Below are 16,754 nucleotides of genomic sequence, written 5' to 3'. Positions count from 1 at the left end.
GGAAGAGCTATGCAGAACTGGAAAGTGACCCCGGCCGAGGTGTTTGCCGCCTCCCCGCTGGTACCCGTGATGGTTATCAACGAGCTGGATCAGGCCCTGCCGATGGCCAAGGCGCTGCTCGACGGCGGCATCTCTGTCTTCGAAATCACCTTGCGCACCCCGGTGGCGCTCGATGCCATCGCCCTCATCGCCAAGGCGATGCCGGATGCCATGGTCGGTGCCGGTACCGTGCTCAACTGCGAGCAGTTTGACGCCGCCGTCGCTGCCGGTGCCCGTTTCGTCATCTCCCCGGGGATGACCCCGGTCCTGCTGGCCCACGCGGCCAAGAGCACTGCGCCGCTGATCCCGGGCGTGGCTACCCCGTCTGAAGTGATGCAGGCGCTGGAAGCGGGCTACGACCACCTGAAGTTCTTCCCGGCCGAAGCGAACGGCGGTACCAAGGCGCTCTCCGCCATCGCGGCGCCGCTGCCCCAGGTGAAGTTCTGCCCGACCGGCGGTATCGGCCCGAAAAACGTGGCTGACTATCTGGCGCTCAAATGCGTGGCCACCGTCGGCGGCTCCTGGATGCTGCCGGCCGATGCGGTCAAGAGCGGCAACTGGGAAGAGTTGACCCGCCTCTCCCGCGAAGCGGTTGAGCTGGTTAAACGTTAAGCCTCCGTTGTGCAGAAAACCAAACAGGCCACCCTCGGGTGGCCTGTTTGTTATCGGCGTGACTTAAGTGGGTGAGGGAAGGGATTACCCCAGACTCTCCCCGACATAGAGGGAGAAGCCGATATCCTTGCGGGTGTCGGGTTGGGATTGGCCGTTGAGACGTGCCAGCAGCAGGGTGGCCGCCTCCCGACCTATCGCTTCCCGCGGGGTGGCGATACTGGCCAGTTTGGGGGTCATGGCGTGGCCGATGTCGAGGGCGTTGCAACCGGCGATGGCGATCTGCTGGGGTACCGGGATCCACTTGGCCTGACACTGCAGCAGGGCGCCCACCGCCAGGTCATCGTTGGTGCAGAACAGGCCGTCGAGGTCGGGATAGCGCACCAGCGCCTGATCCAGCAGCTCGCCCCCCAGAGTGAAGCTGGAGGATTGTTCGGTCAGCAGATGCTGGCCGGTGAGGCCGAAGTCGGTCATCGCCTGATAGTAACCCTCCATCCGCAGCTGGGTGCGCACGTCGAGCCGCGCTCCCAGATAGACCACCTTGCGTCGGCCCCGGTGCAGCATCTCTGTTACCATGGCCCGGGCCGCGGCTCTATGGTCCATGCCGACCACCATGTCGATGGGGGTTTGTGGCAGATCCATGGTCTCCACCACCGGAATGCCAGCGGTGGCGATCATCTTGCGGGTGCGCTCGGTGTGCTGGCTGTCGGAGAGGATCAGCCCATCCACGTGATAGGAGAGCAGGGACGCTACCTGCTCCTCTTCTCGCTCCGGGCTGTAGCCGTAGTGGGCCAGCAAGGTCTGGTAACCGGCCGGTCGGGTTACCGACTCGATGCCATGAATCACTGCCGAGAAGACCTGGTTGGAGAGGGAGGGGATCAGGATGCCGATCGCCTTGCTGGTCGCGTTGGAGAGAATATCCGGCGCCCGGTTGGGGATATAACCCAGCTCTTCCACCACAGCCGCGATCCGCTCGCGGGTCCCCTCCGCCACGGTCTGCGGGTCGCGCAGATAGCGGCTGACAGTCATCTTGGTCACGCCGGTCTGGTCGGCGATATCTTGCAGGGTGGGGCGGCGCTTGCGGGTGGGGCTCATAGGGGTGTCCAGCGTGGATGTTACATGTAACATTACCGTTTTTGGCGGATAAAGTCAGCATATGAAGCCGTTTTTGCAGGAGTTTTCCGATGATCAGAGGCAAGCAGTTCGTGGATGTCCGGTTCGAGCAACAGGATGTGGAGGGGGAACAGTTCTCGGAGTGCCGCTTTATCGGCTGCAACTTCTCCTGGCTGGATTTGAGCGATAGCCGCTTCATCGACTGCAGCTTCTACGATCGGGAGAGTGAACGGGGCTGCCTGTTGCAGGGTTGCGAGCTGCGCGAGGCCAGCTTCCTGCGCTGCGATCTCACCATGGCCGACTGCAGCCGCAGCCAGTGTCTGGGGCTGGAGATGCGCGACTGTCAGGCGGTCGGCATCAACTTCGGCCACGCCAGCTTCGCCAACCAGATCACCGCCAAAAGCTACTTCTGCGAGGCCCATCTGACCAGCAACAACTTCAGCTACGCCAGCTTCGAGGGCTGCCTGCTGGAGAAGTGCGAGCTGACCGGCAACCGTTGGCAGGGGGCCAATCTGTTCGGCGCTTCGCTGGCGGGTTCCGATCTCAGCGGCTCCGAGTTTGGCCAGATTGACTGGACCAGCTTCAAGCTGCAGGGCTGCGATCTGCGCCAGTGCGATCTGCCGGGGCTGGATCTGCGCCGGGTCGATCTGCAAGGGGTGCAGATCAACGAGGATCAGCAGCAGACCTTGCTGGAGCAGATCGGTCTGGTTGTCTTCCCCTGAGCCGAGCGAAAAATTAGGTAATTTTTCATCAAATTAAGCCGACAGTGGGGAGGGCGCTCCTGAAACGACAAAAGCCTGCGTGATGCAGGCTTTTGCTAGTGAGCGTGTGATGCGCTTGTCGGCCGGGTTGACTCAACCCTTGGCTAGCCATTTGGTCGGGTTGATCGCCTCGCCCTGATAGCGAATTTCGAAGTAGAGGCCCGGTCTGTCCTGACCGCCGCTGTCACCGACCAGTGCTACCGGTTCACCCTGTTCCACATTCTGGCCAACCTGACGCAGCAGCGACTGATTGTGACCGTAGAGGCTCATATAGCCTTTACCGTGGTCGATCACCAGCAGCATACCGAAGCCGTCGAGCCAGTCGGCGTAGACCACTTGTCCCGGTGCAACCGCCTTGACCTGGGTACCTTCGCTGGCGCCGATCAGGGTGCCTTTCCACTTGAGCTGGGCGGTGCGCGGCGAACCGTAGGAGATGAGGATCGGCCCCTGTACCGGCCAGCGCAGGCTGCCATTGGTCTTGAGACCGCTGTAATGACCGGCACTGCTGATGCCCGAGCCGCGCTCCGGTTTGCTGCTGGCCACCTCTTCGACCGGTTCTGCCGGTTTGACGGTTTTATTCTGCTGGGCGGCGAGTCGTTGTTGCTCGGCGCGGCGCTGTTCGGCCAGCTTGCGCTGACGCTCCTGCTCCGCTTTCAGCTTGGCCAACCGCTCCCGCTCGGCCCGTTCACGGCGCTCCTGCTCTTCACGCTTGCGACGCAGCTCTTCCAGCCGGGCTTTCAGCGCTTTCTCCGCCTTGACCAGCTTGGTGAGCTTCTGCTCGTCATCCTGTACCGATTGCTGCAACTGGTTGCGCACCTTGGCCCGGCTCTGCTGGCTGGCCAGCAGGGTCTGGTGATGCTCCTGCTGTTCGGCAAGCAGGGTCTGCAGTCTGGTCTCGGTCTCTTTGGTGGCCTGCTGGTTTTTCGCCAGCTTGTCACGGGTGGCGCGCAGGGCGTCGATGGCCTCGATGCGGGCCTTGTTGAGGTAGTCGTAGTAGTCGAGGGAGCGGCTCAGTTTGGCCGGATCCTGCTGATTGAGCAGCAGTTTGAGGTAGTCGTGGTTGCCCGCCTGAAAGGCGCTTTCCGCCTGCTTGGCCAGCAACTGCTTCTGATGTTTGGCTTGAACTTCCAGCGCCAGCTTGTCTTTTTGCAGGGTCGCCAGCGTCTGCTGGTTCTGCTTCAACTGCTGCCTAGTCTGGTTGAGTTTGGCGGCGGCGGCCGAGATGGCCTGCTCGTCAGCCTTGAGCTGGGTATTGAGCTTGGCAAGCTCCTGCTTGCTGAGCTTGATGGTCTTCTGTTGCTCTTTGATCTGGGACTGCATGGTCCCCAGCTGCTGATTGGCGGCCAAAGCCGATGTGCTGGCGCCAAATGACAGGCAAAAAAACAGCGCGCCGGCCAACAGGCCGACGCGACTGGTTTTCTGTGAAATAACTTCGCATCCCCGCATGGGGAAGGATTATTTCAGAATCATCAGGGGCTTGCCAGTCATTTCCGGCGGCACCGGCAGACCCATCAGGGTCAGCATGGTGGGGGCCAGATCGGACAGTTTGCCACCTTCAACTACCTCGGCTTTGCGACCGAAATAGATGAGCGGAACCGGCAGATTGGTGTGGGCGGTGTGGGCCTGACCAGTCTCTTCGTCCAGCATCTTCTCGGCGTTACCGTGGTCGGCAGTGATCAGGCACTCGCCACCCACTTCGGCCAGGGCGTCGGTCACGCGACCGATGCAGTGGTCAACGGCTTCACACGCTTTGACGGCGGCATCGAACACACCGGTGTGACCAACCATGTCGCCATTCGGGTAGTTACAGATGATGACGTCGTACTTGCCGCTCTTGATGGCCGCAACCAGCTTGTCGGTCAGCTCTTCGGAGCTCATTTCCGGCTGCAGGTCATAGGTCGCCACTTTCGGGCTGGCCACGATCTCGCGATCTTCGCCGGTGAAGCAGGACTCTTCGCCACCGTTGAAGAAGAAGGTGACGTGAGCATACTTCTCTGTTTCGGAGATGCGCAGCTGGGTTTTGCCCTGCTTGGCCAGCCACTCACCCAGGGTGTTGACCAGAGCGGTCGGCGGGTAGGCACAGGCAGTTTTGATGTCGGCCGCGTATTCGGTCAGCATCACGAAGTTCAGCTTTGGCTCGACTGCACGGGCGAAGCCGGTGAAGTCGGTGTCAACGAAGGCGCGGGTGATTTCACGGGCACGGTCGGCACGGAAGTTCATGAAAATCAGCGCATCGCCATCTTCCATCGGTGCCGCTTCACCGATGCGAGTGGCTTTGACGAACTCGTCGTTCTCGTCGCGAGCATAGGCGGCAGCCAGTGCTTCGGTGGCGCTCTCGGCGGTGAACTCGCCCTTGCCCTGGGTCATCAGGTCATAGGCTTGCTGCACGCGATCCCAGCGGTTGTCACGGTCCATGGCGAAGTAACGACCGATCATGGAAGCGAAACGACCCTTGCCCAGCTTGGCGAACAGGGCGTCGAACAGCTCGATGGAGGACTGGGCGGAGCGTGGCGGAACGTCGCGGCCATCCAGGAAGGCGTGCAGGTAGATCTTCTCGGCGCCACGCTTGGCAGCCATTTCGATCATGCCCATGATGTGCTCTTCGTGGCTGTGTACGCCACCCGGGGACATCAGGCCCATGATGTGAACGGCTTTGCCGTTGGTCACGGCAGCGTCAACAGCCTTGGCCAGCTCGACGTTCTGGAAGAATTCGCCATCCTGGATGTCTTTGGAGATGCGGGTCAGCTCCTGATAGACGATGCGACCGGCACCGATGTTGACGTGGCCCACTTCGGAGTTGCCCATCTGGCCATCCGGCAGACCGACGTCCAGACCGGAGCCGGAGATCAGGGTGCTGGTGTAGTCACGGGCCAGACGGTCGAGGTTGGGAGTCTTGGCGGCAGCGACGGCGTTGTGCTCTTGCTTGGTGCTGTAGCCCCAACCGTCCATGATGACCAGAACCAAAGGTTTCTTAGCTGTTGACATAAGACTATGTCCTCTCGGATTGGAAAAAATGCGGGAAATGAAACTAGCGTAATATTACTACATCTGCCGAAATAGTCACCTGATAGCCAAGGGGCGCTCCCGCGGCCCCGCAAGCCACGCCTTTCCTGCCATGCTCGCTGCCCAATGATGATGGGAGCCTGCTCGCGCTTTGCCGCCAAGATGGCTGATCTTATCAATACCCCCATGTATACTCGGGCCCTTGTCTTGGTCCCTGGATAGTAGAAGATGCAAGAGTATTTGGATTTTGCGGCCCGTAACCCGCTGCTGACCGCAGCCTGGTTGGGTCTGGCTGGCACCCTGGTTTACACCACTGTGCGTGCCCGTTTGTCACCGGTAAAAACCGTCAACAATCACACCGCGACCCTGCTGATCAACCGCGAGAATGCCACCGTGGTGGATATTCGCAGTCAGGAAGAGTACGCCAAGGGCCATCTGGCCGGTGCCCAGCACCTGCCGCTGACCCAGATCCAGAGCAATAATCTGGGCCCGGTTGAAAAGCATAAAGATGCCCCCATCATAGTGGTGTGCGAGTCGGGAATGACTGCGGGCGGCGCGGGCCGTCAGCTGAGCAAAGCTGGCTTCAAGCAGGTTTACGTGCTCGGCGGTGGCATGGCCCAATGGCGTGCAGAAAATCTGCCGGTAACCAAGAAACGCTGATTTAAGCAGGGCCTGAGCCCACTTATCCATATAACAAGGAATCAAACGAAATGGCTGACGAGATCAACAACCAGGAAGTACAACCGGAATTCCACATCCAGCGTGTTTACACCAAGGATGTCTCTTTCGAAGCGCCGAACACCCCGCACATCTTCCAGAAAGAGTGGCAGCCGGACGTCAAGCTGGATATGGATACCAAGACCAACATCCTGGCTGAGAGCGTGTACGAGGTTGTCCTGACCCTGACCGTAACCTGCAAACTGGAAACCGAAACTGCCTTCCTGTGCGAAGTACAGCAAGCCGGTATCTTCACCATCGGCAACCTGCCGGAGCCGCAACTGGCCCACTGCCTGGCTGCCTTCTGCCCGAACATCCTGTTCCCGTATGCCCGCGAAGCCGTGGCCAACATGGTGAGCAAGGGTTCCTTCCCGCAGCTGAACCTGGCACCGGTCAACTTCGATGCCCTGTTTGCCCAGCACATGGCGCAAGCACAGGCCCAGCAGGCGACTGCGGAAGCCTGATAATGGCTGACCAGATCGCTATCTCGGTCTTGGGGGCGGGGTCTTATGGCTCCGCCCTTGCCATTTCTCTGGCGCGCAACGGTCATCCGACCCTGCTGTGGGGTCACGACCCCGCTCATGTCGCCGAGCTGGAACAAGACCGCTGCAACAAGGCATTTTTGCCTGATGTCCCTTTTCCCGCCGATCTGCAGCTGACTGCGGATCTGCAACGTGCGGTACAGGCTGCCCCCGTGCTGCTGCTGGTCGTGCCGAGCCATGTATTTGGCGATGTGCTGACCCGGATCAAACCCTTCCTGCGCCCCGATACCCGTATCGCTTGGGCCACCAAGGGTCTGGAGCCGGACAGTGGCCGTCTGCTGCAGGACGTGGCCCGTGAAGTGCTGGGTGACGAGATACCGCTGGCGGTGATCTCTGGTCCCACCTTCGCCAAGGAGCTGGCTGCCGGTTTGCCGACCGCCATCTCGGTCGCCTCGACTCACGACGAGTTCGCCGACGATCTCTCCCACCTGCTGCACTGTGGCCGCTCATTCCGGGTCTATACCAATCCGGATTTCGTCGGTCTGCAGCTGGGTGGGGCGGTGAAGAACGTCATCGCCATCGGTGCCGGTCTCTCCGACGGGCTCGGGTTTGGCGCCAATGCCAGAACCGCGCTCATCACCCGGGGTCTGGTGGAGATGCAGCGTCTGGGTGCGGCGCTGGGTGCCGATGCCAAAACCTTTATGGGGATGGCGGGGCTCGGGGATCTGGTGCTCACATGTACCGACAACCAGTCGCGCAACCGTCGCTTCGGGCTGGCCCTCGGGGCTGGCAAGGATGTGAACACCGCCATGACCGAGATCGGTCAGGTGGTGGAGGGGTATCGCAACACCAAAGAGGTGCATCTGCTGGCGGCCCGCTGCGGCGTCGAGATGCCCATCTGCGAGCAGATCTTCAAGGTGCTCTACGAGGGTAAAAACCCGAAAGAGGCGGCCATCGCCCTGCTGTCGCGAGACAAGAAGGACGAGTAATCTGCCGATTGCCCATGCAAAAGGCCCCGCCAGATGGCGGGGCCTTTTCTTTGCTGCAAGGGCTGCAAATCAGTAGTAAGAGTGGTCGCCGCGCTGGTGCTCGGTGGCGTCTTTCACACCGTTGAGCTCACCCGGGAACTTCTCCAGCAGCTGCTTCTCGATCCCCTCTTTCAGGGTGTAATCGACCATGGAGCAACCGTTGCAACCACCGCCAAACTGCAGGATGGCCAGTTTGTCTTCAGTCAGCTCGACCAAGGTGACCTTGCCACCGTGACCGGCCAGCATAGGGTTCACTTCGGACATCAACACGTACTCGATGCGCTCGATTAGCGGCGCGTCGTCGGCCACTTTACGCATCTTGGCGTTCGGTGCTTTCAGGGTGAGCTGGGAGCCCATCTGATCGGTCACGAAGTCGATGGTGGCATCCACCAGGAAGGGGGCGCTCAGGGGATCGACCATGCAGTCGAAGCCGCTGAAGGGCAGGTGTTGATCTTCCGGGTCCACGGCATCGGGCGGGCAATACGATACGCCACACTCGGCATTCTGGGTTCCCGGATTGACCACAAACACCCGGATATTGGTGCCATCAGGCTGTTTTTCCAGCAGTTTACGGAAATGGGCCTGGGCGGCGTCGGAAATGCTGATCATCACTATCCTCATAAACCTGAGTGTACGACTAGGGTATTCATGATAACGCGGTTATTAATGCTTGGGTAGCATGCCGATGGCTACTTGTTGTGCCGCAGGGTTCGACAGATTGCCCATACTTCTACCTTTGTGATGCCGCTCTCATGGAGCAAACGGCTGAGCTGCCCAGCGGTGGCGCCTGTGGTCACGACGTCATCGAGCAGGGCGACATGGCGATAGTGGTGGGGGCGGATCCGGAATGCCCCGCGCAGATTGCGCCGTCGCTGCCCGGCGCTCAAGGTTGTTTGTTGCGGGGTCGCCTTGATGCGTTGCAACAGAGTGTTGTCGCAGAGAATACCGGTGAACTCGCCAAGGGCTTGTGCGATCTCCTCCGCCTGATTGAACCCACGCCGCCACTGCCGCCACCAGTGCAGGGGAACCGGAATGATCGCCTCCGGCGGCTCGCGGCTATCCAGATGATCGGCCAAGAGGCGTGCCAGTAGCGGCGCCAGCAGGATCTGGCCGGAATATTTAAGCCGGGGGATCAGCATGGGGTAGGGGGCTCGGTAGTCGCCAATCACCTGCAACCGCTCCCAAGGGGGAGGTCTGCGCTGGCAGCGACCACAGACCGGTATGTTCTCTTCTATATAGTCAGCCAGCGGTGCGGCGCAGAGGTGGCATCTCGGCTGTGACTGGTGCAGCGCCTGCCGACACCAGCTGCAGAGCAGGGGCTCGTGGTCGCAAGGCTGATGGCAGAGCAGGCAGCTCCCTTGCCAGTCGCCGTGGCTGCCGAGCAGCGGGCTTGCTTTAGCGAGCAGTCGCTTTAACATGCTGACCCCAAGAGCATGAACAGGGATCTTGAGTCTAGATGAGCATATCGGTAGAGCAGTTTGGCCAGGGGCCCGATCTGGTGCTGTTGCACGGTTGGGGGATGAATGGTGCGGTCTGGCATGGCGTTGCCCAACAGTTGGCGTCCCACTATCGGGTTCATCTGGTGGATTTGCCCGGCTTTGGCAATAGCCTGCTGGATGACGAGGTGGATTACAGCCTGCCCTGGCTTGCCGAGCAGGTGGTCGCGATCTTGCCGCAGAAGTGTCATCTGCTTGGCTGGTCGCTCGGCGGTCTGGTGGCAAGCCAGTTGGCGCTGACGCATCCCGATCGGTTGCACTCTCTGATCACCATGGCCAGCTCCCCCTGTTTCATGGCCCGTGATGAGTGGCCGGGGATCGCCCCCAAGGTACTGACCGGCTTCAACCAGATGTTGGCGGGGGATTTTCGCCAGACCATAGAGCGCTTTCTGGCGATCCAGGCCATGGGCAGCGAACATGCCCGGGATGATATCCGTCAGTTGCGCCACTGGCTGGCCGAGCGCCCGGCGCCCCAGTTTGCCGCACTCGAGGCCGGGCTGACGCTGTTGGCCGACATTGACCTGCGCGAACAGCTGCGGGAGCTGGATCTGCCCTGGTTGCGGATCTATGGCCGACTGGATTCATTGGTGCCCAAGGCGGCCATTCCCCTGCTGGATGATCTCTACCCTGCCAGCCGCAGCGTGACCCTCAATAAGGCCTCACACGCACCTTTTATCTCCCACCCTGACGAATTCATTGAAATCGTTCGAGATTTTGTTGGCTAAAAAACAGCCGGCAAGCTTCATTAATCCTCTGGTCTGGCGGATAATTAAGCTGTGACCAGAGGAGTAACATCATGCGTATTGATTCTGCTTTCAACAGCGGGGTTCAGGCATTTCAGCGAGCCGAGCAGATTGCCGACAAGGCATCCAATCAGATCGCCCGCCTCAACACCCCCAGCGGGGATCAGGTGCAAGTGACCGATGAGCTTGTCAATCTCAAGGTGGCCGAGCAGCAGGCTGGTGCTTCTGCCAAGGTAGTGCAGACCGCCAGCGAGATGATGGGAACCCTGATCGACATCCGGGTGTGAGATGAACATCAATGTCAGTCTGCCTCCCCTTATCCCGACACAGCTGCAACCCCAGGTGGAAGCGGCGAGGACGGATAATCGCCGGGCAGAACTGATCCCGCAGGCCCGGGCGGGCCAAGCCTCCGTTGCAGAATCCGAAGTCGGCTCCCAGAAAGAGAAATCCAAAGCCGGTCAGGCCTCCAGCAATCAGACCTCCCAAAACAGCCGTGAAACCGGGCAATTAGCGCCGACGACACTGCCAGACAATCGCTTTGTCGAGGCAACCGGTGAGGATGGGCAGCGCAAGCAGCAAGATCCCAAACAACAGGAGCAGCAACAGCGGCAAGAGCAGCAGGTTCAGGATCTTGTCGAGCGTGACAAGGAGGTGCGCACTCACGAGCAGGCGCACCAGTCTGCGGGTGGAGAGTACGCCAGCTCGCCCACCTATCAGTTTACGCAAGGGCCGGATGGCAAGCGTTATGCGACGGGTGGCGAAGTCCAGATCGATACCAGTGTCGTACCCGGTGACCCTGCCGCTACCATCGCCAAGATGCAGCAGATCCGCTCTGCAGCGCTGGCGCCTGCCGAGCCTTCCGCGCAGGATTTGGCCGTTGCACGCAGCGCCGCCGCGAGTGAAGCCAAGGCGCGCAAAGAGCTGATGGCCGAGCAGAGCGCGAAGTCGGGCGGTGTGCTGAGTGCCTATATGGACAAGCGCAACAGCGTCATCGCTGGCCACTATCGACAGGCTGTCAGCCCGGCTTCTACCCAGTCCCTCAGTCTGCATATCTGAATCACCCTCGCCAAACTTTCAGCTCCTTTGCCTGTTTTGCAACTAACCTGAAGATCAGGCCCATTCCAATTTCACAGGAGCTGTCATGCATTTCGATGAAGTCAAAGCGGAAGATTTCACCACCTTCTCCCGTGTACCGCCTCCCCACCTGCAGATGGAGCAGTTTCTGATGCAGCTCGGGGGAGGGGGAACTGAAGGAACCAGTTTCAAGAAGAAAGTGATGCTGGCGGCTGGCTGGAGCCACACCGGCGTTGTCTCTTACGGCAAGTATCCGCAAGAGGCCTGCAAGGCATTCAATCGACTGCGGGAGGTGCTGGCCCAGCATGGAGAGCCCGAGAGCATACTTGCTGCCCTGACGCAGTGATCCTGAGCTTCGCGTGTAAAAAAGCCCCTTGTGGGGCTTTTTGCATTCAGAGGTGTTCTGGAAGGTGTCGCTACTTTTTCGCTTTGGAGAGCGCTGCCGCGAAAGCGTTGCCCATGGCACCACCAATAGGGGGGCTTTGGCGCGGCTCATTTCTTGGTTTGGTGTTGCCAGCACTGCTGTTGCGCGCTTCAGCCGGCTTGCGGGCGGGTTGCCCTGCCTTTTCGTCGAGACGCATGGTCAGACTGATCCGCTTGCGCGGGGCGTCCACTTCCAGCACCTTGACCCGGACAATGTCGCCCGCCTTGACCACCTCACGGGGATCCTTGACGAAACGGTCGGTCAGGGAGGAGATGTGCACCAGACCGTCCTGATGAACACCGATATCGACGAAGGCGCCGAAGTTGGTGACGTTGGTGACCACCCCTTCCAGTACCATCTCTGGCACCAGGTCGCTGATCTGCTCCACACCTTCCTTGAAGGTCGCGGTTTTGAACTCGGGGCGCGGGTCGCGACCCGGCTTGTCCAGCTCGCCGATGATGTCGGTGACGGTAGGTACGCCGAATTGCTCATCGGTGTAATCGGCCGGTTTCAGGCTGCGCAGCAGGCTGCTGTTGCCGAGCAGGCTCTCCACGGTCTGCTCCAGCTTGGCGAGGATCCGCTCCACCACCGGATAGGACTCCGGGTGTACCGCTGAGCTGTCGAGGGGATTGCTGCCGCCGCGAATGCGTAGGAAGCCGGCGCACTGTTCGAAGGCTTTGGGGCCGAGTCGGCTCACTTTCAGCAACTGCTGACGGCTCTTGAATGCGCCGTGCTCATCCCGGTAGGCGACGATGTTCTGGGCCAGCGTCTGGGAGAGGCCGGAAACCCGGTTGAGCAGGGCGACCGAGGCGGTGTTCACATCCACCCCGACCGCGTTTACGCAATCCTCGACCACCGCATCCAGCCGGCGGGCCAGCTGGCTCTGGCCGACGTCGTGCTGATACTGGCCCACCCCGATACTCTTGGGGTCGATTTTGACCAGTTCGGCCAGCGGGTCTTGCAGGCGGCGGGCGATGGAGACGGCGCCACGGATCGAGACGTCGAGATCCGGGAACTCCTGGGAGGCGAGTTCGGAGGCGGAGTAGACCGAGGCTCCTGCTTCGCTCACCACTATCTTCTGCGCCTTGGCGGCGGGGTAGCGCTCGAACAGGTCGCTCACCAGCCGGTCGGTCTCCCGCGAGGCGGTGCCGTTGCCGATGCTGATGAGCTCGACCTTGTGTTTCTGACACAGCTCGCTCAGGGTCTTGAGGCTCTGATCAATCTGGCGTTTCGGTTCGAACGGATAGATGGTGGCGTGATCGACCAGCTTGCCGGTGGCATCCACCACGGCAACCTTGACCCCGGTGCGGATGCCCGGATCCAGCCCCATGGTGCAGCGCATGCCGGCCGGGGCCGCCATCAGCAGATCCTTGAGGTTCATGGCGAACACCTTGATCGCCTCCTCCTCTGCCGACTCGCGGATACGGCCGATCAGCTCTGTCTCCATCTGAAGCGACAACTTGATCTTCCAGGTCCAGCTCACCACCCCTTGCAGCCATTTGTCGGCCGGGCGGTTCTGCAGATTGAGCTTGAGGTGGTGGGCAATGATCCCTTCGCAGGGGCTGGCACTCTCATCGTCACCGGTGACCAGCGCCAGATTGAGGATCCCTTCATTGCGGCCGCGCAGCATGGCCAGCACCCGGTGGGAGGGGGCCTTGTGCAGGGGTTCGTCGTGTTCGAAATAGTCCTTGAACTTTGCCCCTTCCTGCTCCTTGCCTGCCACCACGCGGGCGCGCAGGGTGGCATTTTGCCACAGGTAGTCGCGCAGCTTCTCCAGCAGGTCGGCCTGCTCGGCGAAGCGCTCCATCAGGATATAGCGGGCGCCGTCGAGGGCCGCCTTGCTGTCGGCAATGCCCTGTTCGGGATTGAGGAAGGTGGCTGCAGCTTGCTCGGGATCCTGCATCGGGTCGCTGAGCAGCAGGTTGGCAAGCGGCTCCAACCCGGCTTCGATCGCCATCTGCCCCTTGGTGCGGCGCTTGGGCTTGTAGGGGAGGTAGAGATCTTCCAGTCGGGTCTTACTGTCGGCGCCGTTCAATTCGCGCATCAGCTCGGGGGTCAGCTTGCCCTGCTCTTCGATGGAGCGAATGATCACCTGACGGCGATCTTCCAGCTCACGCAGATAGCCGAGGCGGCTCTCCAGAGTACGTAGCTGGCTGTCGTCCAGACCGCCGGTCACCTCTTTACGGTAACGGGCGATAAAGGGCACGGTCGAGCCTTCATCCAGCAGGCGCACCGCGGCCTGCACCTGCTCGGGGCGAGCATTGAGCTCACCGGCAATCTGTCTCTCTATGGTTTGCATCATGATGTTGTTGAGGGCCTCTGTGGTCGAGTCCGCGCCATCAGGCGCCAAGTGTGAGCACTATATGGGGTCGTGTTGCGGGATGCCACCCTGCGCCGGGGTCTGCACCCGTCAGACTGATAAAGTCGCAGGGGAGGGCGTTTATCTTGCCATTGCACCTGTGACTCAGGTTGTGCCTGTGGCAAGCAGTCCGGCTATTTGGGGTAGCTGATCTCGTTGATATACCAGCAGACGTCACCAACTGGCGTACGGACGATGGCCTCATCACCGACCTCTTTCTTGAGCAGGGCGCGGGCCATGGGGGAGTCGATGGAGATGTAATCCTTGCGCTCGAAGATCTCGTCATAGCCGACGATGCGAAAGCGCTTGGTCTCGCCCTCATCGTTTTCCACCTCGACCCAGGCGCCGAAGAAGACCTTGCCCTCCTGCGCGGGGGCATAGTCGACGATCCCCAGCTCTTCGAGGCATTTGCGCAGGTAGCGCACCCGCCGGTCGATCTCCCGCAGCCGCTTCTTGTTGTACTGGTAGTCGGCATTTTCGCTGCGATCCCCCAGGCTGGCGGCCCATGCCACCTTCCTGGTGACCTCGGGGCGCTCCTGGCGCCAGAGGAAATCGAGCTCTTCTTTCAGCTTGTTGTAGCCTTCGCGAGTGATCAGCTTTGTCTTCATGGTGATCCGGACCTGGTCAAAGAGGGGTATTCATCGCTAACTGCTCGGGAATATTAGCTTTTGTCCTCTTGCTGTCGAGGGAAATCGTGATGGCTCGGCTGGCGCCATTCAGGGAGTAGCTGGCCAGCGCAGTGACTTGATGGCCGTCACGCTCTCGGGATGGGTAATAACCGGTAACATATTTGTGCTTTGCTCCCGCTATATCCCCCCCTAGTATTGGGGGCAGCTAAAGAATGAAGAGGCAAAGCAATGAGTCAGCAGCAATACAAGGTCCTGGTCGTGGACGATGACCTGAAATTACGTTCCCTGTTGGAACGCTATCTCACCGAGCAGGGATTCGTAGTGCGCGGCGTGGCTAATGGCGAGCAGGCCGATCGCTTGCTGACTCGTGAAAACTTCAGCCTGATGGTGCTCGACCTGATGCTGCCGGGGGAGGATGGACTCTCCATCTGCCGCCGTCTGCGCGAGGCTGGCAACCAGATCCCGGTGCTGATGCTCACCGCCAAGGGGGATGAAGTGGATCGCATCGTCGGGCTCGAGATGGGGGCTGATGACTATCTGCCCAAACCGTTCAACCCCCGCGAACTGCTGGCGCGGATCCGTGCCGTGCTGCGCCGCCATACCGTCGAGCTGCCGGGGGCACCCTCTGCTGCAGAGAAAGTGGTTAACTTCGGTGCCTTCCAGCTCAATCTGGCGACCCGCGAGCTGAGCCGGGATGGTGAGCCGATGGCGCTCACCAGCGGTGAATTTGCGGTGCTCAAGGTATTGGTCAGCCATCCGCGCGAGCCGCTCTCCCGCGACAAGCTGATGAATCTGGCCCGTGGCCGCGAATACACCGCCACCGAGCGCAGCATCGACGTGCAGGTCTCTCGCCTGCGCCGCCTGCTGGAGCAGGATCCGGCCCAGCCCCGCTATCTGCAGACCGTCTGGGGTCTGGGGTATGTGTTCGTGCCAGATGGTGACGGTGCATGAAAAAGGTCGGCAGCATGTTCTCGCGCATGCTCTGGTTTCTGGCTGCCGTTCTGGTGGTCTATCAAGCAGTCTCCTACGTCACCTTCTATAACTATCTGCTGGCGCCAACCGTCAAGCAGATCAGTCACTTGCTGGCCAATCAGGTCAAGCTGATCTTTCCGGTCAACACTGAACAACTGGCGCTGAGCGAAGATGCCGAGGCGCTGGTCTATGTGACGACCGGTACCGATATCTATACCCAGAGCGAGGCGGTGCAGCATGGCTTCAACGAGGCCAAGCCGTACCCCTATCTGGAGGAGAACATCAGTCGCGAACTGGGTGGCCCGGCCAAGGTGCGGGTCGAGATCCAGGATCACTACATCATCTGGATCCAGCCGCCGCAGGCCAGCAAAATCTGGGTGCGGATCCCGCTGACCGAGATTGAAGATGACGATATCGAACCCCTCATCATCTATCTGAGCGTGCTGCTGGTGATCACTCTGTTTGCGGCCTGGCGCTTTGCCCGGCAGCTGGTGCGCCCGCTCGAGGATCTCGAAGCAGGCGCTGTTGCGGTGGCCAGAGGCCATTTCCCAGAGGCGCTGGGGGAGCTGGGATCACGGGAAGTGCGGCGACTGACCCGCACCTTCAACCATATGTCCCACTCCATCAAGAGCCTGATCGAGGAGCGTAACCTGATGATGGCGGGGGTTTCCCACGATCTGCGTACCCCGCTGACCCGCATCCGGCTGGCGACCGAGATGATGTCCTCCGGTGACGAGTACCTCAAGGAGAGCATCAACGCCGACATCGATGAGTCCAATGCCATCATCGATCAGTTCATCGATTACATCCGCCCGGATGAAGGCCAGGATTTGGAACCGATCGATCTGACCCAGCTGGTGCACGATACCTTGCTGATCTACTCGGAGCAGGGGCTGGAGGTCGATCTGGCGCTGCCGCAAGAGGCGGTGCGGGTGGCCTGCAATCCGGTCAGTATCCGGCGGGTGTTGAACAACCTCTCAAGCAACTCGCAGCGCTATGGGGCGAGCCGCTTGCATGCCGAGCTCAAGGACGATGGGCACTGGGTACGCCTGCGCCTCTCCGATGATGGCCCCGGTATTCCAGAGCAGGACTACTCCCGGGTGCTCAAGCCGTTTACTCAGGGTAATGTGGCGCGGACCGTCGGCGGTAGTGGCTTGGGGTTGGCTATCGTGGCCAAGATAGTCGCCCAGCACCATGGCACTATCCGGTTGGGAAGTTCGGATCTCGGCGGCCTGCTGGTCGAGATGCGGCTGCCGAAACATCAGCCACAGGAGTGGATGGATTGAGAGAAGGGCGTATCCGTGG

The 16,754-nt window shown here is 60.7% G+C and carries 18 protein-coding genes; 11 read left to right on the top strand and 7 right to left on the bottom strand.

Going from position 1 to position 16,754, the window contains the following annotated elements; all coding sequences use genetic code 11:
• Nucleotides 1–9 precede the first annotated feature (9 nt).
• Nucleotides 10–651: a bifunctional 4-hydroxy-2-oxoglutarate aldolase/2-dehydro-3-deoxy-phosphogluconate aldolase gene (locus tag AB5Y67_RS18530; protein WP_323893322.1), complete on the top strand. Its 642-nt coding sequence runs from the start codon at nt 10–12 to the stop codon at nt 649–651.
• Between the two features lie 84 nt (nt 652–735).
• On the opposite strand, the gene AB5Y67_RS18525 is transcribed toward AB5Y67_RS18530, so the two are convergent.
• Nucleotides 736–1,743, bottom strand: coding sequence for a substrate-binding domain-containing protein (locus AB5Y67_RS18525; RefSeq protein WP_199427774.1), 1,008 nt, complete (start codon nt 1,741–1,743; stop codon nt 736–738).
• 89 nt (nt 1,744–1,832) lie between these two features.
• Between AB5Y67_RS18525 and AB5Y67_RS18520 the strand changes: the two genes are divergently transcribed.
• Entirely contained in the window at nt 1,833–2,483 is a 651-nt protein-coding gene (locus AB5Y67_RS18520; protein ID WP_123172161.1) for a Qnr family pentapeptide repeat protein, read from the top strand.
• Between the two features lie 132 nt (nt 2,484–2,615).
• On the opposite strand, the gene envC is transcribed toward AB5Y67_RS18520, so the two are convergent.
• Both envC and gpmM read right to left on the bottom strand, forming a co-directional pair.
• Nucleotides 2,616–3,968, bottom strand: a complete 1,353-nt coding sequence (envC, locus tag AB5Y67_RS18515) for a murein hydrolase activator EnvC (RefSeq protein WP_123172162.1) — start codon at nt 3,966–3,968, stop codon at nt 2,616–2,618.
• Nucleotides 3,969–3,977: 9 nt separating this feature from the next.
• Nucleotides 3,978–5,507: a 2,3-bisphosphoglycerate-independent phosphoglycerate mutase gene (gene gpmM / locus AB5Y67_RS18510; RefSeq protein ID WP_005356867.1), complete on the bottom strand. Its 1,530-nt coding sequence runs from the start codon at nt 5,505–5,507 to the stop codon at nt 3,978–3,980.
• Nucleotides 5,508–5,753: 246 nt separating this feature from the next.
• On the opposite strand from gpmM, the gene AB5Y67_RS18505 reads away from it, so the two are divergent.
• From AB5Y67_RS18505 to gpsA, 3 genes are read left to right on the top strand one after another with little or no spacing between them, the layout of a single operon-like run.
• The gene (locus tag AB5Y67_RS18505; protein ID WP_005340640.1) at nt 5,754–6,185 is read left to right on the top strand and encodes a rhodanese-like domain-containing protein; all 432 of its coding nucleotides are present in this window, start codon (nt 5,754–5,756) and stop codon (nt 6,183–6,185) included.
• Between the two features lie 50 nt (nt 6,186–6,235).
• Nucleotides 6,236–6,706 (top strand): protein-export chaperone SecB, encoded by a 471-nt coding sequence (gene secB, locus AB5Y67_RS18500; RefSeq protein ID WP_042054222.1) that lies wholly within the window; start codon nt 6,236–6,238, stop codon nt 6,704–6,706.
• Nucleotides 6,707–6,708: 2 nt separating this feature from the next.
• Nucleotides 6,709–7,713 (top strand): NAD(P)H-dependent glycerol-3-phosphate dehydrogenase, encoded by a 1,005-nt coding sequence (gene gpsA, locus AB5Y67_RS18495; RefSeq protein ID WP_005356865.1) that lies wholly within the window; start codon nt 6,709–6,711, stop codon nt 7,711–7,713.
• Nucleotides 7,714–7,782: 69 nt separating this feature from the next.
• Here gpsA and nfuA read toward each other — a convergent pair whose 3' ends face one another.
• Together nfuA and AB5Y67_RS18485 are read right to left on the bottom strand one after the other, a co-directional pair.
• Nucleotides 7,783–8,361 (bottom strand): Fe-S biogenesis protein NfuA, encoded by a 579-nt coding sequence (nfuA, locus tag AB5Y67_RS18490; protein ID WP_005340636.1) that lies wholly within the window; start codon nt 8,359–8,361, stop codon nt 7,783–7,785.
• Between the two features lie 80 nt (nt 8,362–8,441).
• Complete coding sequence (locus tag AB5Y67_RS18485) at nt 8,442–9,170, bottom strand: ComF family protein (RefSeq protein WP_064339170.1); 729 nt, start codon at nt 9,168–9,170, stop codon at nt 8,442–8,444.
• A 38-nt stretch (nt 9,171–9,208) separates the two neighbouring features.
• On the opposite strand from AB5Y67_RS18485, the gene bioH reads away from it, so the two are divergent.
• From bioH to AB5Y67_RS18465, 4 genes are all read left to right on the top strand, one after another.
• Entirely contained in the window at nt 9,209–9,973 is a 765-nt protein-coding gene (bioH, locus tag AB5Y67_RS18480) for a pimeloyl-ACP methyl ester esterase BioH (RefSeq protein ID WP_199427772.1), read from the top strand.
• A gap of 71 nt (nt 9,974–10,044) precedes the next feature.
• On the top strand, nt 10,045–10,278 hold the full coding sequence (locus tag AB5Y67_RS18475) for a flagellar basal body rod C-terminal domain-containing protein (RefSeq protein ID WP_064339172.1): 234 nt from the start codon (nt 10,045–10,047) through the stop codon (nt 10,276–10,278).
• 1 nt (nt 10,279) lies between these two features.
• Complete coding sequence (locus AB5Y67_RS18470) at nt 10,280–11,047, top strand: putative metalloprotease CJM1_0395 family protein (RefSeq protein WP_042081656.1); 768 nt, start codon at nt 10,280–10,282, stop codon at nt 11,045–11,047.
• An 85-nt stretch (nt 11,048–11,132) separates the two neighbouring features.
• Nucleotides 11,133–11,411, top strand: a complete 279-nt coding sequence (locus AB5Y67_RS18465) for a hypothetical protein (protein ID WP_005355353.1) — start codon at nt 11,133–11,135, stop codon at nt 11,409–11,411.
• A gap of 70 nt (nt 11,412–11,481) precedes the next feature.
• Here the strand turns inward: AB5Y67_RS18465 and AB5Y67_RS18460 are convergent, their stop codons facing one another.
• Both AB5Y67_RS18460 and greB read right to left on the bottom strand, forming a co-directional pair.
• Nucleotides 11,482–13,791 (bottom strand): Tex family protein, encoded by a 2,310-nt coding sequence (locus AB5Y67_RS18460; protein ID WP_199427771.1) that lies wholly within the window; start codon nt 13,789–13,791, stop codon nt 11,482–11,484.
• 191 nt (nt 13,792–13,982) lie between these two features.
• On the bottom strand, nt 13,983–14,456 hold the full coding sequence (gene greB / locus AB5Y67_RS18455) for a transcription elongation factor GreB (RefSeq protein WP_005340627.1): 474 nt from the start codon (nt 14,454–14,456) through the stop codon (nt 13,983–13,985).
• 249 nt (nt 14,457–14,705) lie between these two features.
• Between greB and ompR the strand changes: the two genes are divergently transcribed.
• Nucleotides 14,706–15,428, top strand: a complete 723-nt coding sequence (gene ompR / locus AB5Y67_RS18450; protein WP_005340625.1) for a two-component system response regulator OmpR — start codon at nt 14,706–14,708, stop codon at nt 15,426–15,428.
• Nucleotides 15,425–16,735 carry a two-component system sensor histidine kinase EnvZ gene (gene envZ, locus AB5Y67_RS18445; protein ID WP_021230784.1) on the top strand — a complete coding sequence of 437 codons (1,311 nt, stop codon included), beginning with the start codon at nt 15,425–15,427 and terminating at the stop codon, nt 16,733–16,735. The genes ompR and envZ overlap by 4 nt, the downstream gene beginning before the upstream one ends.
• Nucleotides 16,736–16,754: the final 19 nt, after the last annotated feature.

This window comes from Aeromonas sp. s12 (genome assembly GCF_040907925.1).
Lineage (GTDB): Bacteria > Pseudomonadota > Gammaproteobacteria > Enterobacterales > Aeromonadaceae > Aeromonas > Aeromonas veronii.
The sequence above is the reverse complement of the archived record's forward strand: the minus strand, read 5'-3'. Positions and strand labels throughout refer to the sequence as shown.

Bases quoted from the DNA above. Each gene is read 5' to 3' on its own strand.
- AB5Y67_RS18530 (WP_323893322.1), top strand. From the start codon at position 10: ATGCAGAACTGGAAAGTGACCCCGGCCGAGGTGTTTGCCGCCTCCCCG.
- AB5Y67_RS18525 (WP_199427774.1), bottom strand. From the start codon at position 1,743: ATGAGCCCCACCCGCAAGCGCCGCCCCACCCTGCAAGATATCGCCGAC.
- AB5Y67_RS18520 (WP_123172161.1), top strand. From the start codon at position 1,833: ATGATCAGAGGCAAGCAGTTCGTGGATGTCCGGTTCGAGCAACAGGAT.
- envC (WP_123172162.1), bottom strand. From the start codon at position 3,968: ATGCGGGGATGCGAAGTTATTTCACAGAAAACCAGTCGCGTCGGCCTG.
- gpmM (WP_005356867.1), bottom strand. From the start codon at position 5,507: ATGTCAACAGCTAAGAAACCTTTGGTTCTGGTCATCATGGACGGTTGG.
- AB5Y67_RS18505 (WP_005340640.1), top strand. From the start codon at position 5,754: ATGCAAGAGTATTTGGATTTTGCGGCCCGTAACCCGCTGCTGACCGCA.
- secB (WP_042054222.1), top strand. From the start codon at position 6,236: ATGGCTGACGAGATCAACAACCAGGAAGTACAACCGGAATTCCACATC.
- gpsA (WP_005356865.1), top strand. From the start codon at position 6,709: ATGGCTGACCAGATCGCTATCTCGGTCTTGGGGGCGGGGTCTTATGGC.
- nfuA (WP_005340636.1), bottom strand. From the start codon at position 8,361: ATGATCAGCATTTCCGACGCCGCCCAGGCCCATTTCCGTAAACTGCTG.
- AB5Y67_RS18485 (WP_064339170.1), bottom strand. From the start codon at position 9,170: ATGTTAAAGCGACTGCTCGCTAAAGCAAGCCCGCTGCTCGGCAGCCAC.
- bioH (WP_199427772.1), top strand. From the start codon at position 9,209: ATGAGCATATCGGTAGAGCAGTTTGGCCAGGGGCCCGATCTGGTGCTG.
- AB5Y67_RS18475 (WP_064339172.1), top strand. From the start codon at position 10,045: ATGCGTATTGATTCTGCTTTCAACAGCGGGGTTCAGGCATTTCAGCGA.
- AB5Y67_RS18470 (WP_042081656.1), top strand. From the start codon at position 10,280: ATGAACATCAATGTCAGTCTGCCTCCCCTTATCCCGACACAGCTGCAA.
- AB5Y67_RS18465 (WP_005355353.1), top strand. From the start codon at position 11,133: ATGCATTTCGATGAAGTCAAAGCGGAAGATTTCACCACCTTCTCCCGT.
- AB5Y67_RS18460 (WP_199427771.1), bottom strand. From the start codon at position 13,791: ATGATGCAAACCATAGAGAGACAGATTGCCGGTGAGCTCAATGCTCGC.
- greB (WP_005340627.1), bottom strand. From the start codon at position 14,456: ATGAAGACAAAGCTGATCACTCGCGAAGGCTACAACAAGCTGAAAGAA.
- ompR (WP_005340625.1), top strand. From the start codon at position 14,706: ATGAGTCAGCAGCAATACAAGGTCCTGGTCGTGGACGATGACCTGAAA.
- envZ (WP_021230784.1), top strand. From the start codon at position 15,425: ATGAAAAAGGTCGGCAGCATGTTCTCGCGCATGCTCTGGTTTCTGGCT.